This is a genomic window from uncultured Corynebacterium sp. (assembly GCF_902782855.1).
Taxonomy (GTDB): domain Bacteria; phylum Actinomycetota; class Actinomycetes; order Mycobacteriales; family Mycobacteriaceae; genus Corynebacterium.
The window spans coordinates 18555-34082 of the sequence record NZ_CACZOO010000134.1; the positions used below are offsets into that span (position 1 = coordinate 18555).

Genomic DNA, 15528 nt, shown 5'->3' on the forward strand with positions numbered 1-15528 from the left:
GACGCGGTGCTCTGCTGTCCCGTGGTGGTCACGTCAGTCGTCCTCTCCGGTGGTGATGACGGCGAGCAGCGTGCCGGTGTCGATGTGCCGGCCTGCGGCGACCGGCAGCTCAGCGACAGTGCCGTCGGCGGGGGAGAGGATGTCGTGCTCCATCTTCATCGCCTCGATGGTCAGCAGGGTCTGCCCGGCGGTGACGCGGTCACCGGGACCGACCCGTACCGATATGACGGTGCCGGGCATCGGGGCGGTGAGGGAACCCGCTGAGGCGGCCGTCGACGGGTCGTCGTAGCGGGGAAGTTCCACGAGGTTGACGGGTCCCAGCGGGGAGTCCACCCCGATCACCCCGCCGGGGTAGCGGTGCACGGTGAGGACCCGCCGGACGCCGTCGACGGTCAGGGTGACGGTGGCGGTGGCACCGACAGCGCGGACGTCGTCGACGGCGACGGTCGAGACTCCCCGGGGCAGGTCGCCGGGCCGGACACCGTCCCGGTCACGGACGACGGTGACGGTCACCTCCCCGTCGTCGTCTCCGACGGGACTGCTGTCGCGGAACCGGTGGGTGCTGTGCGCGGCGGTGAACAGCCGGAAGCCGGGGGCGACCGCCGGGACGGGCCCCGCGGCCACGGTCGCGGCCTCGGTGCCGACTGCAGCGGCGAACGCCGAGAGCCGGACGGCCACGGCGTCGGCGAGCGGGAGCCGGACCGGGTCGTCGGGTGCTGCGTGGATCGTGTCGAGGAAGGAGGTGGAGAAGTTCCCTGCCCGGAAATCGGGGTCGTCGAGGACCCTCACCAGCTGGTCGCGGTTGGTGCCCAGCCCGTGGATCCGGGCCCGCCGCAGCGCCCCGGTCAGCCGGCCGACCGCCTCGGCCCTGGTGGGGGCCCAGGCGATGACTTTGGCGAGCATCGCGTCATAGTCCACCCCGACCGTCGCCGGATGCCCTGGGGCGGGTACCGGACCGGCGTCCAGCCGTAGGCCGGGAACCGGCGGGCCGGAGAACTCCGAGACCACACCGTCGACGTCGAGACGGGTGAGCTCACCGGAGCGTGGCCGGTGGTCGTGGCCCGGATCCTCGGCGTAGAGGCGGGCCTCCACCGCCCAGCCGTCGACCGACGGTGGAACGTCGGCGGGCAGGGGGCGGCCCTCCGCCACATCGATCTGCAGTCCCACCAGGTCCAGGTGGGTGGTGGCCTCGGTGACGGGGTGCTCGACCTGGAGCCGGGTGTTGACCTCGAGGAAGAAGAACTCGCCCCGGTCATTGGCGAGGAATTCGACGGTTCCGGCCCCGGTGTAGCCGATGGCGGTGGCGGCGGCGCGGGCTGCGGCGAACAGTCGGTCGCGCATGCCGTCGATCCGTTCGACCAGCGGGGAGGGTGCTTCCTCGACGACCTTCTGGTGGCGGCGCTGGATGGAGCACTCACGCTCGCCGACCGCCCACACCGTCCCGACGGTGTCCGCCATGAGCTGGACCTCGATATGCCGCCCGTTCTCGATGTAGCGCTCGATGAACACCGTGCCGTCGCCGAAGGCGCTGGCGGCCTCGGCGGCTGCACGGTCGACCTCGGCGGGAAGATCCGGCAGGGTGCGGACCACGCGCATTCCGCGGCCACCGCCACCGGCGGAGGCCTTGACCAGCACCGGGAGCATTTCCTCGGTGACTTCGTCGACGGCGAGACTGGTGAGTACGGGCACCCCGGCGTCGGCCATGATCTCCTTCGCCCGGGTCTTCGACCCCATGGCGGTGATCGCCTCGGGGGTCGGGCCGATCCAGGTCAGTCCCGCCTCGGTGACGGCGCGGGCGAAGTCTGCGTTCTCGGAGAGGAAACCGTAGCCGGGGTGGACCGCGTCCGCCCCGGTCCGGGCGGCGGCGTCGAGAATGAGCCCGGCGTCGAGGTAGGTGTCGGTCGGACTGGTGCCGGGCAGGCGGACGGCGGCGTCCGCTTCGGTGGCGAAGGGGGCGTCAGCGTCCGCATCGGAGTAGACGGCGACGGTGGACAGGCCGCGCAGCCGGGCGGCGGCGAACACCCGTCGGGCGATCTCGCCACGGTTGGCGACGAGGACAGAGGTGACGGGGCGGGGGGAGGTGACGTCGGTCATGGTGGTTCTCCTTCTCACATCCGGAAGACGCCGAAGCTGTCGGTGCCGGTGACGGGGGACGAGTTGATGGCGGACAGTGAGAGGCCGAGGACGGTCCGGGTGTCGCGGGGGTCGATGATGCCGTCGTCGTAGAGCATCCCGGACAGGAACAGCGGCAGGGACTCGGCGTCGATCTGGTCCCGGATCTGGTCGAACATCTGCCGCTCCATGGCCGCGGTGAACTCGGTGCCACGGCGCCGGGCGGAAGCCGCGGCCACCGAGCTGGTGACCGAGGCGAGTTGTTCGGAGCCCATCACCGCGGAGCGGGCCGAGGGCCAGGAGTAGAGGAACCGGGGATTGAAGGCACGGCCGCACATGCCGTAGTGCCCGGCGCCGTAACTCGCGGCGGTGATCAGGGAGATGTGCGGCACGGTCGAGTTCGCGACCGCGTTGATCATCATCGAACCGTGCTTGATGATGCCTCCCTGCTCGTACTCCTTACCGACCATGTATCCGGTGGTGTTGTGCATGAACAGCAGCGGTGTGTTCGACCGGTTGGCCAGCTGGATGAACTGGGTGGCCTTCTGCGCCTCCTCGCTGAACAGGACGCCGCGGGCGTTGGCCAGGATGCCGACCGGCCAGCCGTGGATCTCGGCCCATCCGGTGACCAGACTGGATCCGTAGAGGGGCTTGAACTCATCGAACCCGGAGCCGTCTGCGATGCGGCGGATGATCTCCCGGGGGTCGTGGGGCACCTTCAGACCGTCGGGGACGATGTCGAGCAGATCCTCACCGGGCAACCGCGGCTCATGGACCGTGGTGCGCGCGGGCACCCCGGTACGCTGCCAGTTGAGACGGCGGACAACGTCGCGCGCGATGCGGGCGGCGTCCAGCTCATCGACGGCGAGATGGTCGGCCAGGCCGGAGGTGCGGGCGTGCATGTCGGCGCCGCCGAGGGACTCGTCATCGGTGACCTCCCCGGTCGCGGCCTTGACCAGTGGCGGGCCCGCGAGGAAGACCTTGGAGCGGTCCTCGATCATGATGATGTGGTCGGAGAGGCCGGGGACGTAGGCGCCACCGGCGGTGGAGTTGCCGTAGACCACGGCGACGGTGGGGATACCGGCCCTGGAGAGCTGGGTCAGGTTACGGAACTGCGCGCCGCCGGGGATGAACACCTCCTTCTGGGTCGGCAGGTCCGCACCGCCGGACTCGACGAGGTTGATCAGGGGCAGGCGGTTCTCCAGGGCGATCTCCTGGAGCCGGAGCATCTTGCGCAGCGTCCACGGGTTGGAGGTTCCGCCCTTGACTGTGGAGTCGTTGGCGATGAGCAGGCATTCGGTGCCCTCGACGGTGCCGATGCCACCGACGATGGAGGCCCCGACGGTGAACTGCGAACCCCAGGCGGCCAGACCACAGAGTTCGAGGAAGGGTGAACCCCGGTCGAGCAGTGAGTCGATGCGCTCGCGCGGGGTCATCTTCCCCCGCGCGCGATGCCGCTCAAGGGCGCGTTCGCCGCCACCGGCGACGGCGGTGGCGTAGGCCGCCGTCACCTCGTCGAGCCGTGACCGCATGGCCGCGGCATTGGCGGTGAAGTCCCCGGACTCGGGGTCGACGGTCGTCTGGACCGGGGTGGGTGCTGGGGCGGTCACGGGAGCTCCTCGGTGATGGTGGTGGTCGGGCCGGTGGCGAAGGCCGGGGGGATGTCGAGGCAGCGGGAGCGGAGCCATTCGCCCAGCCCCTTCGCCTGCGGGTCGAAACGGGCGCCGTGCGCCACACCGTGGCCGAGAATGTCCCGGATGACGATGTTCACCGCGTGCAACCGCGGTAGCGGGTACACGGCGATCCCGAGGTCGGCGGTCTCCGGCAGCAGATCGCGGATCCGGTCGGGGGTGAGTGTGGCGAGCAGCCAGGCGTAGGCGGCCGCCCGGACGGCGGGGGCGTCGGGTGCGGCATCGGGACGCAGCCACACCCCGATGTTCGCGCTGCCGCCCTTGTCGCCGCTGCGGGCGTCCACGAGTGTGCCGAGCGGGACGCGTCGGGTGCCGCCGGAGACACCGCCGGAGACACCGTCGGTGACACCACCGGCGACCGGCAGCTCCCCGGTGAGGTCAGTGACCGGATCGCCGACCGGGGCGGTGGACGTCGGCGGGGCGATGGTGACGGTGGTGCCGTCGGGGAGGTGCGCGGAGTGCCGTGGCACGTCGTTGGGGACGTAGGCAGGCTCGTAGACGCCGTAGGAGGAGCCGCGCGGCGGGGTCCCGTCGAAGTAGGCTCCGGAGTAGGTTCCGAGGCCGATGCCGATCGCGCCGCGGGCCCACGCGTTGACGGTCTTCTCCGCGTCCTCCGAACTGTCCCAGCACACGCAGGTGAGCCGCGCGGTGGCGGCGGCCTGGGTGTCCGCATCCACGTGATCGGTGCGCTCCAGCCGGTACTCGACCTGTTCGGGTCGTGGGGTGACGGTGTCCATCTGCCGGGTGAACAGGTCGGCCTTCGCCGGGATGTCGAGGCCGGTGAGGTGGACGTGCAGTTCGTTGCGGTAGCCGCCGATGCGGTTGACGCTCACCTTTGTCGTCGGCGGGGGCGGCTCACCCACCGCACCGGAGATGCGGACCCGGTCGGCGCCGAGATCCTCGACACTCAGGTGGTCGAGCCGCAGGGTGGCGTCCGGTCCCGCGTAGCGCGCGCCGGTGACCTCGTAGAGCAGCTGGGCGGTGACCGTTCCCGCGGTGACCGCACCCCCGGTGCCGGGGTGTTTGGTGATCACCGAACTGCCGTCAGCGGAGATTTCGGCGATGGGAAACCCGGGGAGGACCGGTGAGGCGGGGAGCTCGCCGCGGGTGGAGCCGGGGTAGTTTCCGCCGGTGGCCTGGGTGCCGCATTCGATGACATGACCGGCGGCCATCGCTCCGGCGATCCTGTCGAGGTCGTCGCGGGTCCAACCGAAATGGTGGGCGGCAGGGGCGACGATGACGGAGGCGTCGGTCACCCGGCCGGTGACGACGATGTCCGCGCCGGCGTCGAGGCACTCGACGATGCCGAACGCGCCGAGGTAGGCGTTGGCGCTCACGGCGCCGGGGAAGAGCGGGGAACCGGTTGCCCCTGATTCTTCGCTCGGGTCGGTGGTGAGGTCGTCACCGTCGACATAGCCGACGGTGAGATCGAGTCCGCGTGCGGCGATGAGCCTGCGCAGGTCCTCCGCGAGGCCGGCGGGGTTGAGCCCGCCGGCGTTGGAGACGACTTTCACCCCGCTGTCGGCGACAAGGTCGAGGCAGTCACCGAGCTGATGGAGAAAAGTGGCCGCGTAGCCGCCACCGGGGCGCCGCGCCTTGTCCTTGGCGAGGATGAGCATGGTGAGTTCGGCGAGGTAGTCGCCGGTGAGGTAGTCCACCGGCCCCCCTTCGAGCATCTCCCGCATGGCGGTGGCACGGTCGCCGAAGAATCCCGAGGCGTTGGCGATGCGTACCGGTGGCCGGCTGTCGGTCATTGTGGTCCTCCCTGGTTGAGATGTGATGGGCACCACACAATCACAGCTGCGGGAAAAATGCAATCATGCTTGATTGTTTTTCGGCAGTGTGATGTTGTGGTTCGTGTCACACTGTCAAGTACCGCCGATGTCGGTGGTCACATGTGTTCCCACAGGAAAGGACTGACGCATGAGCAATCCTGAGTACCCCACCACCTCCACCCCGTCGGTGGATGCCCTCCGTGCCCGCACCGCGGACCTCCCGTTGACTGTCCCGGGTGCTGACGCACTGTCCGGCCTCACCCTGGTCATGTCCGGGGGGTCCCGCGGCATCGGTCTCGAGATCGCGCTGGCCGCGGCCCGGCACGGCGCGAACATCGCGATGCTGGCCAAGACCGCCGAGCCGGACCCCCGGATCCCCGGCACGATCTTCAGCGCCGCCGCGGCGATCGAGGCGGCGGGTGGACGTGCCCTGCCGGTCGTCGGTGACGTCCGCGATGACGACGATGTCGCCCGTGTCGTGGACCGGGCCGTCGAGGTGTTCGGAGGGGTCGACATCGTGGTGAACAACGCCTCGGCGATCAACCTGCACCCGACCGTCGAGCTGCCGATGAAGCGGCTGGACCTGATGCTGGACATCAACATCCGGGGCACGTTCGCGTTGACCCGGGCGGCGTTGCCGCATCTGCTGGATTCCGGTCACGGACACATCCTCACCCTGTCTCCGCCGTTGAACACGGACACCTGGATCGGCAACTTCCCGGCCTACGCGGTGGGCAAGTACGGCATGAGTGTGCTGGCGCTGGGATGGGCCGGAGAGTTTGCGGGGCGGGTGTCGTCGAACGCGCTGTGGCCGGAGACGACCATCGCCACTGCCGCGGTGAAGAACACCGACGGCCTCGGCGGGGACGAGTCCGTTCGGCATTCCCGTGGCCCGGAGATCATGGCGGACGCCGCGCTCGCCGTCCTGGCCACCGCCCCCGGTGCGGTCACCGGTCACACGCTGGTGGACGCCGACGTGATGCGGGCGACGGGGATGGCCGATCTGTCGGGCTACGGTGGGGAGGAACCGCTGACGCTGGACCTGTTCCTCTGACGGTTCCGGACCCGACCCGGACGGTCTCCCCTGGTAGTCTCACCGATATGCCGGCCCAGCACACTCACCACGTCCTGTCCGACGCCCCTGGTGCGGCGTCCGGGGCGCCGCCGGGGCCGCGTGCCCGGGCGAAGATGCGGCGTCGGGCGGAGCTGCTGGCCGCCGCCGCCCGTATCATCGCGGAGAAGGGGTTCCATGCGATGACGCTGGAGGACCTGGGGGAGTCGGTGGGCATCTCCGGGCCCGCGGTGTACCGTCACTTCGCCAGCAAGCAGGCGATCCTCGCCGAACTGCTCACCGGGGTCTCGGAGCGGCTGCTCTCGGGTGCGACCCGTATCGAGGAGACGGTCGATGACCCTGCGGAGCAGCTGATGCTGCTCATTGACGGGCATGTGGACTTCGCGCTGACCGAGCCGGTGCTCATCCGGTTGCAGAACCGTGAACTCTACCGGTTCGATGATGACGACCTGCAGGCCGTCCGTACCATGCAGGGCCGGTACCTCGGGATCTGGTCCCGGGCTCTGGTCGCGTACGATCCGACGTTCACGGGGGAGGCGGGCCGGGCGGCGGTGCTCATGGTGGCGGGTCTGCTCAACTCGACCGAGCATGCGGGACGTCGCTGGGATGAGGTGACGCTGCGTGCCACAATGACCCGTCTGGCGCGTGGCGCGCTGGGGCTGCGGGGGGAGTGACGGTACTCCCCGGTCGGACGGTCCGTCGGACGGTCCGCGGCTCTCGGCGTCCGTCGGGTGGCGGTCAATCACGTGGCAGGGGGACGGGGTGGGGTCGGGTCCGGGGCGACCGAAACTACCCCGTTCGGGGGTGATCACACAGGGGTTGACGTGCAGTTGGGGAGCTTTTCTTCGTGAATGTGTCGGCTCCGGCATATCAGGGGTTGATTGTGTCGCGAAACACACTAAGGTTTCTTTTCGTGACAACAGTTAATGGCAATTAACTGAAATCGGTTACGGTGCCGGCGGAGCCACCGCCGGAACCGCCGACAACAGAGAACCGACCACCGACGACCAGGGAGATGACGAGCTCCGTGACTGCACCCACAGTGAATACCCCGCACCCCCCGGCCCCCTCGCGGGCCCGTGAGGACCCCGGCCCCGCCGGCTTCGCCGCCCTCACCGCCGAACTGCGTGACCGCATCGCCCGCGCCCGCGCCGGAGGAGGGGAGAAGGCCCGCGCCCGGCACCTCGCCCGCGGCAAGATGCTGCCCCGCGACCGGGTCGACGCCCTGCTCGACCCAGGCAGCCCCTTCCTCGAGGTCGCCCCGCTGGCCGCCGAGGAGATGTACGGCGGGAACGTCCCCGGAGCCGGCATCGTCGCAGGCATCGGGCTCGTCGAAGGCCGGCTCTGCCTCATCGCCGCCAACGACGCCACCGTCTCCGGCGGTACCTACTACCCCGTCACCGTGAAGAAGCACCTGCGAGCCCAGGAGATCGCCGAGGCCAACCGTCTGCCCTGCATCTACCTGGTGGACTCGGGCGGGGCGATGCTGCTGCAGCAGGACGAGGTCTTCCCCGACCGCGACCACTTCGGCCGGATCTTCTACAACCAGGCCCGCATGTCCGCTGCCGGTATCCCGCAGCTCTCCGCGGTGATGGGCTCCTGCACCGCCGGAGGTGCCTACGTCCCGGCGATCTCCGACGAGACCGTCATCGTCGACGGACAGGGCACCATCTTCCTCGCCGGCCCGCCCCTGGTGAAGGCAGCCACCGGGGAAGACGTCACCGCCGAGGAACTCGGGGGTGGGGCGATGCACTCCCGCGTCTCCGGGGTCACCGACCACCTCGCCGCCGATGACGCGGACGCACTCCAGCGCATCCGTGAGATCGTCGGCACACTTCCCGTGGACGGTCCCGTCACCCCGGACGCCGAACCCGTCCCGGCGCCCCGGCCGCAGACCGATCTCTATGACGTGGTCCCCACCGACCTGAAGACCCCCTATGACGCCCGCGAGGTCATCGAGGTCCTCTCCGACGCCGGTTCGGTCCACGAGTTCAAGGCGGAGTACGACGATTCCGTCATCACCGCCTTCGCGCGCATCGAGGGCCACCGGATCGGCGTCATCGCCAACAACGGCGTGATCTTCGGTGAGGGTGCAACCAGGGCAGCCCACTTCATCGAGCTGTGTGAGCAGCGGGGCGTCCCCCTGCTGTTCCTGCAGAACACCACCGGGTTCATGGTCGGCAAGGACTACGAGCAGGGCGGCATCGCCAAGCACGGGGCGAAGATGGTCACCGCCGTGGCGACCGCGTCCGTCCCGAAGCTGACCGTCATCACCGGCGGTGGCTTCGGCGCCGGCAACTACGCGATGTGCGGCCGGGCCTACTCCCCCCGGTTCCTGTGGACCTGGCCGAACGCGAAGGTCTCGGTGATGGGCGGCCCGCAGGCGGCGATGACCCTGTCCACCGTCCGCGGGGCGAAGATCACCCGTGAGGGAGGGGAGTGGACCGAGACGGACCGGGAGGACTTCGAGCGACCCGTCCGGGAGCTGTTCGAGGAGAAGTCGAGCTGCTGGTACGGCACCGCCCGACTGTGGGACGACGGCGTCATCGATCCGGCGGACACCCGCCGCATCCTCGCCATGGCCCTCGACGTCTGTGCCCGTGTCCCCCGCGACGACCGTGCCGGTGACGGCTTCGGCGTCTTCCGGATGTGAGAGAGAGATAACCATGACTGCTCCGACAACCGACCCCGCCATCAACTTCGACACCGTCCTCGTCGCCAACCGCGGCGAGATCGCCTGCCGCGTCATCCGCACCGTGCGGGACATGGGACTGCGCGCCGTCGCCGTCTACTCCGACGCGGACGCCGCCGCCCCGCACGTCACCCTCGCGGACACCGCCGTGCGGCTCGGGCCGGCCGCAGCCGCCGGCTCCTACCTGAACACCGACCGCATCATCGCCGCCGCCGTGGCGACCGGTGCCGGGGCGATCCACCCCGGCTACGGCTTCCTCTCCGAGAACGCCACCTTCGCGCGGGCCTGCGCGGACGCCGGCATCGTCTTCATCGGCCCGCCCGCCGAGGCGATCGAGGGCATGGGTGACAAGATCACCGCCCGCGCCACCGTCGAATCCCGTGGAGTGCCGACCGTCCCCGGCATTTCCCGGCCGGGCCTCTCCGACGCCGGGCTCATCGCCGGGGTCACCGGGACCGACGGTGGTCCCGGCGTGGAGTTCCCCGTCCTCATCAAGCCCTCGGCCGGCGGCGGCGGCAAAGGCATGCACGTCGTCACCGACCCCGCGGATCTGCCGGCGGCGCTGGTGACCGCACGCCGGGAGGCTGCGTCCTCCTTCGGTGATGACACGCTGTTCATCGAGCATTTCGTCGACACCCCCCGTCATATCGAGGTCCAGGTCCTGGCGGACGCCCACGGCAACGTCATCCACCTCGGTGAACGCGAGTGCTCCCTGCAGCGCCGCCACCAGAAGGTCATCGAGGAGGCGCCCTCGGCCCTGCTCGACGAGGCCACCCGGGCCCGCATCGGTGAGGCGGCGTGCGACGCAGCCCGCTCCTGCGGCTACCGGGGCGCGGGCACGGTCGAGTTCATCGTCTCGGCCCACCGGCCTGACCTCTTCTTCTTCATGGAGATGAACACCCGCCTGCAGGTCGAGCATCCCGTCACTGAGATGGTCACCGGCGTGGACCTCGTCGAACTGCAGATCCGGGTGGCACGGGGTGAACGCCTTCCCCTGTCACAGGAGGATGTCACCCTCACCGGTCACGCGATCGAGGCCCGCGTCTACGCGGAGGAACCGGCCACCGGTTTCCTGCCGACCGGTGGCACGGTACGCTCACTGGCCTGGCCGACCGGTCCCGGCGTACGGGTGGACACCGGCATCGTCGCCGGCCAGGAGATCAGCTCGGACTACGATCCGATGCTCGCGAAGGTCATCGCCCACGGCGCGGACCGCGCCCACGCGCTCGACCGGCTGGACGCCGCCCTGGCCACCACTGTGCTCACCGGACTGGAGACCCCTGACGGCAGTGGCACGAACATCGGCTTCTGCCGCTACCTCCTCGCCAGCCCCCTGGTGCGCGACGGTGAGCTGGACACCGGACTGCTCGACCGCATTGTCGGGGACTACACCGCACCCGCCGTACCAGGGACCGTCCTGCTCGTCGCGGCCCTCGCTCTCCGCGACGCTGCGACGCAGGACGCCCGAAGTGCCGGCCACGGCCGCTCCTGGGCAGCCGCGGACGGTTGGCGGGCCGGAGCAGACCCCGCCCCGTTCCGGGTCCGCGCCGCGGTCCCCGGTGCCGGACCGGCGGATCTGACGCTCAGCGACGCAGACGGCATCCACACGCTCACTGTCTCGCCGGTTGACCCGGGTACTTCCCGGGGGGCCACTCCCGACACCGGCGCGGTCCCCGACACGACCGCCGCTGTGCTCGCCACAGCCACCGGCGCCGACGGTGCGACCGTCCGTGTGCTGACCGGCACGGGGGTGGACGACGCATCCTCGCGGTGGACCACCAGATCCGGTGATGACGGGTCGGTGATCGTCTCCGGAGCGACCGGGACCTGGGTGCTCACCCCGCTGGATCTCTCCGCCACTGCGGCGGACGGCGCGGCGGGAGCGGAGGACATCCTCAGCCCGATGCCCGGGACAGTGGTCGCCGTGCAGGTCAGCGATGGTGACACTGTGACCGCCGGCCAGCCGCTCGTCGTCCTCGAGGCGATGAAGATGGAGCACCCGCTCACCGCCCCGCACGACGGCACCGTGCATCTGAGATGCGCGCTGGGGGACAAGGTCGGCTCCGGAGCCGTCCTCGCCACCGTCCCCGCCCCCGAAACCGTCCCCACAACCGCCATCGCCTGATGGCATCCCCAACGCACACAGGAGTCCGATCATGACCGCAGCAACCACCCGACGCCACAACCCCGCCGACGACGGCCTCAGCGAGGAGCTCATCGCCCTGCGACACACCGTCGAGGAGTTCGCCCACGAGGTCGTCGACCCGAAGATGACGGAGAACTACCGCAACCACACCTTCGACTACGGAATCCAGGCCCGGATGGGGGAGATGGGACTGTTCGGACTGCCGTTCTCCGAGGAGTACGGCGGTATGGGCGGTGACTACTTCGCCCTCGGTATCGCCCTGGAGGAACTGGCGCGGGTCGACCAGTCCGTCGCCATCACCCTGGAGGCCGGCTGTTCCCTCGGAGCGATGCCGATCTACCGCTTCGGCACCGAGGAGCAGAAGCAGCGGTACCTTCCCGACCTGACCGCGGGAAAGGCACTCGCAGGCTTCGGTCTGACTGAACCCGGCGCAGGATCGGACGCCGGCGGAACGAAGACCACCGCCACCCTCGACGGTGGCAGCTGGAGGATCAACGGCTCCAAGCAGTTCATCACCAACTCCGGAACCGACATCACCTCCCTGGTCACCACCACCGCGGTGACCGGCACCCGTGGCGACGGCCGCAAGGAGATCTCAGCGATCATCGTGCCCACCGGCACCCCCGGGTTCACCGCCGAGCCCGCCTACGACAAGGTCGGCTGGAACTGTTCGGACACCCACCCGCTGAGCTACGACGACGTCGTCGTCCCCGAGGGGAACCTGCTCGGCAAGCGCGGCCGTGGCTTCGCCCAGTTCCTCTCCATCCTCGCCGAGGGACGCATCGCCATCGCCGCGCTGGCCACCGGCGCCGCCCAGGGCTGTGTCGATGAGGCGGTGGAGTACGCGAAGCAGCGCACCTCCTTCGGCCGTCCGATCGCCGAGTACCAGGGTGTCTCCTTCAAGATCGCCCGGATGGAGGCCCGCGCCTGGACCGCCCGCCAGGCCTGGCGGGCCGCGGCGGCCAAGATGCTCACCGGGGCGGACTTCAGCCGAGAGGCCTCGATCGCGAAGATGGTCGCCTCGGACGCGGCGATGGACAACGCCCGGGACGCGACCCAGGTCTTCGGTGGCGCCGGGTTCATGAACGAGACGCGCGTCGCCCGCCACTACCGCGACTCGAAGATCCTGGAGATCGGCGAGGGCACCACCGAGGTCCAGCTCATGCTCATCGCCCGCTCACTCGGACTGGAAGGGTGAGGGCCGTGACTGAGATGACCGGTACACCGAAGACCGTCGAACAGCGTGGCCTCTGGCTCGAGGAGTTCGAGGCGGGCACCACCTACCTCCACCGCCCGGGCCGCACCGTCACTGAGGCGGACAACACTCTGTTCACCACCCAGACCATGAACACCCAGCCGCTCCATCTGGACGCCGCCTGGGCCGCGACCCAGCCGGGCTTCCGCGGCGAGCGGCTGGTGAACTCGATGTTCACGCTGTCCACCGTGGTGGGTCTGTCCGTCAACCAGCTCACCCTCGGCACCATCGTCGCGAATCTGGGGTTCAACGAGATCACCTTCCCGGCCCCCATGTACCACGGTGACACGCTCTACGCCGAGACCGAGTGTGTGTCGGTGCGCCGCTCGGCGTCCCGCCCGAACCAGGGGATCGTCGAACTGCGTCACATCGGCCGCAACCAGCACGGTGACATCGTGTGCACCGCGGTCCGGAACACGCTGGTGCAGTGCCGGCCGGTGGAGGAGGGGCAGGCATGACCACTTCCCGGACCCCGCACCGGACCCCGCACTGGACTCCGCCTGGCCCCGCCCTGCTCTTCGCCCCCGCCGACCGGCCGGAGCGGTTCGTCAAGGCCGCGTCCCGCTCGGACACCGTCATCCTCGACCTGGAGGACGGCTGCCGCGCCGAGAACCGGGCTGCCGCCCGGCACAACATCATCGCCGCCCGTGGCGAACTGGACCCCGACCGCACCGTCGTGCGGATCAACCCCGTCACTTCCCCGGACCTCGCGGCGGACCTGGAGGCTGTCCGCAGGAGTGGATTCACCACGGTGATGCTGCCGAAGGCGGAGGGCGCACGGTCCGTCGACGCCCTGTCCGGGGTGTGTGCGGACGCCTCCAGGCTCAGGGTGATCGCACTGGTCGAGACCCCGGGAGGAGTCCTCGATCTGTCGTCCCTGGCCAGCCACCCCAGGGTGGACGCCCTGTTCTGGGGCGCGGAGGACCTCACCGCAGCACTCGGCGGAACAGCGTCGCGCTACGGGGCGGACGAGATGCAGGCCGCCGGTGGCGGACTCTCCGGTCAACCCGGCGGCTACCGTGAGGTGCCCCGGCTGACCCGCTCGTTGGTGCTGTTGCACGCGGCGGCCGCCGGCATCGCCGCCCTCGACGCGATCCACGCGGACACCGCCGACACCGCCGGTGCCCGCGCCGAGGCGGTGGACGCCGCTGCCAGCGGATTCGCCGCCACCGTCGCCGTCCACCCCCGACTCGTCCCGGTCATCCGGGACGCCTACCGACCTGACCCCGCACAGCTCGACTGGGCGCGTCGCGTCGCCGCCGGAGCAGCGGAGAACTCCGGGGCCTTCGCCATCGACGGGCAGATGGTCGACGCACCGCTGCGCCGTCAGGCTGAGCTGATCCTCTCCCGCGCCATCTCTACCGTCACCGACAGGAGCTGACCCACCATGACCTCCACACTGCGACCGCACCATGACATCACCCGGACCGGTCCTGCGGCCATCGACCCGGCGGTCTCCCACCAGCTCGGCCCGACCGATGTCCCGCTGCTGACCGAGACCATCGGGCAGAACCTCGCCCGCACCGTGGCCGCCTACCCCGACCACGACGCACTCATCGACCTCTACGGTGACATCCACCTGACCTACCAGGAGTTCCACCGCAAGGTCCTGCGACTGGCGTCCGGCCTGCACAACGCCGGCTACCGGAAGGGTGACCGGATCGGCATCTGGTCACCGAACCGCTGGGAATGGATGGTGCTGCAGTTCGCCACCGCCGAGATCGGGGCGATCCTCGTCTGCATCAACCCCACCTACCGCACCCGGGAGCTGACCTATGCGGTGAACCAGTCCGGCATCCGGGCCCTGTTCTCCGCCGGCCGGTTCAAGGACTCGAACTACCGGGCCATGGTCGGCACTGTCGAACACACCTTTGACCGACCCTACCGGGAGACCGTGTTCTTCGGCTCCGAGCGGTGGGAGGAACTCGCCAACAGTGCCATCGGCGACCTCAATCCGGTACGCGAGACCCTCGACCCCCACGACCCGATCAACATCCAGTACACTTCCGGGACCACCGGCATGGCGAAGGGCGCGACCCTGACCCACCACAACGTACTCAACAACGGGTTCATGATCGGCGAACGGTTGAACTACACCGACGCTGACCGGGTGGTCATCCCGGTACCGTTCTTCCACTGCTTCGGCATGGTCATCGGCATCCTCGCCGCAGTCACCCACGGGGCGGCGTCGATCATCCCCGGCCCGGTCTTCAACGCCGAGAACACACTGGAGGCCGCCCACCACGGTCAGGCCACCAGCCTGCTCGGTGTACCGACGATGTTCATGGCGGAACTCCAGCTGCTCGACCATCTGGCGGAGAAGGGCAAGAAACTGGACCTGTCCCGCCTGCGCACCGGCGTGATGGCGGGCACCTCCTGCCCGACGAAGACGATGCGGGAGATCATCGACATCCTCGGGATCGAGGAGATCGGCATCTGCTACGGCATGACCGAGACTTCCCCGGTGAACCACCAGACCATGCCGGACGACCCGGTGACCAAGCGGGTCGAGACCGTCGGCCGGGTCGGGCCGCATCTGGAGGTGAAGATCGTCGACCCCGACGGCTCCGGAGAGACGCTGCCCCGCAACACGCAGGGCGAACTGCTGGTCCGTGGCTACTCGGTGATGCGGGGCTACTGGGACATGCCGGAGAAGACCGCTGAGGCGATCGACTCCGACGGCTGGATGCACTCCGGCGACCTCGCGACCATGGACGCCGACGGCTACGTCCAGATCACCGGGCGCATCAAGGACATGGTCATCCGCGGCGGGGAGAACATCTAC

At 69.7% G+C, this 15528-nt stretch carries 11 protein-coding genes; 8 read left to right on the forward strand and 3 right to left on the reverse strand.

Going from position 1 to position 15528, the window contains the following annotated elements; all coding sequences use genetic code 11:
* Window positions 1–33: 33 nt before the first annotated feature.
* The 3 genes from QZV72_RS06120 to QZV72_RS06130 all read right to left on the reverse strand — a co-directional run bounded on the left by QZV72_RS06120 (window position 34) and on the right by QZV72_RS06130 (window position 5557).
* Entirely contained in the window at window positions 34–2094 is a 2061-nt protein-coding gene (locus QZV72_RS06120) for a biotin carboxylase N-terminal domain-containing protein (RefSeq protein ID WP_297006320.1), read from the reverse strand.
* A gap of 14 nt (window positions 2095–2108) precedes the next feature.
* Window positions 2109–3644 (reverse strand): acyl-CoA carboxylase subunit beta, encoded by a 1536-nt coding sequence (locus QZV72_RS06125; protein ID WP_297006338.1) that lies wholly within the window; start codon window positions 3642–3644, stop codon window positions 2109–2111.
* A gap of 74 nt (window positions 3645–3718) precedes the next feature.
* The gene (locus QZV72_RS06130) at window positions 3719–5557 is read right to left on the reverse strand and encodes an acyclic terpene utilization AtuA family protein (protein WP_297006322.1); all 1839 of its coding nucleotides are present in this window, start codon (window positions 5555–5557) and stop codon (window positions 3719–3721) included.
* Window positions 5558–5726: 169 nt separating this feature from the next.
* Here QZV72_RS06130 and QZV72_RS06135 point away from each other — a divergent pair, with 169 nt between their 5' ends.
* From QZV72_RS06135 to QZV72_RS06170, 8 genes are all read left to right on the forward strand, one after another.
* Window positions 5727–6632, forward strand: a complete 906-nt coding sequence (locus QZV72_RS06135) for an SDR family oxidoreductase (protein WP_297006324.1) — start codon at window positions 5727–5729, stop codon at window positions 6630–6632.
* A gap of 47 nt (window positions 6633–6679) precedes the next feature.
* Window positions 6680–7324, forward strand: coding sequence for a TetR/AcrR family transcriptional regulator (locus QZV72_RS06140; RefSeq protein WP_297006326.1), 645 nt, complete (start codon window positions 6680–6682; stop codon window positions 7322–7324).
* A gap of 449 nt (window positions 7325–7773) precedes the next feature.
* Window positions 7774–9303 (forward strand): carboxyl transferase domain-containing protein, encoded by a 1530-nt coding sequence (locus QZV72_RS06145; RefSeq protein ID WP_297006340.1) that lies wholly within the window; start codon window positions 7774–7776, stop codon window positions 9301–9303.
* Window positions 9304–9316: 13 nt separating this feature from the next.
* Window positions 9317–11467 (forward strand): biotin carboxylase N-terminal domain-containing protein, encoded by a 2151-nt coding sequence (locus tag QZV72_RS06150; RefSeq protein ID WP_297006328.1) that lies wholly within the window; start codon window positions 9317–9319, stop codon window positions 11465–11467.
* 31 nt (window positions 11468–11498) lie between these two features.
* Entirely contained in the window at window positions 11499–12686 is a 1188-nt protein-coding gene (locus tag QZV72_RS06155) for an acyl-CoA dehydrogenase family protein (RefSeq protein ID WP_297006330.1), read from the forward strand.
* Between the two features lie 14 nt (window positions 12687–12700).
* Window positions 12701–13201: a MaoC family dehydratase gene (locus QZV72_RS06160; protein WP_297006341.1), complete on the forward strand. Its 501-nt coding sequence runs from the start codon at window positions 12701–12703 to the stop codon at window positions 13199–13201.
* Window positions 13198–14124 (forward strand): CoA ester lyase, encoded by a 927-nt coding sequence (locus tag QZV72_RS06165; RefSeq protein WP_297006332.1) that lies wholly within the window; start codon window positions 13198–13200, stop codon window positions 14122–14124. The genes QZV72_RS06160 and QZV72_RS06165 overlap by 4 nt, the downstream gene beginning before the upstream one ends.
* A 6-nt stretch (window positions 14125–14130) precedes the next feature.
* Window positions 14131–15528, forward strand: a 1398-nt coding sequence (locus tag QZV72_RS06170; RefSeq protein ID WP_297006334.1) for an AMP-binding protein, incomplete at its 3' end; no start/stop codon positions are given.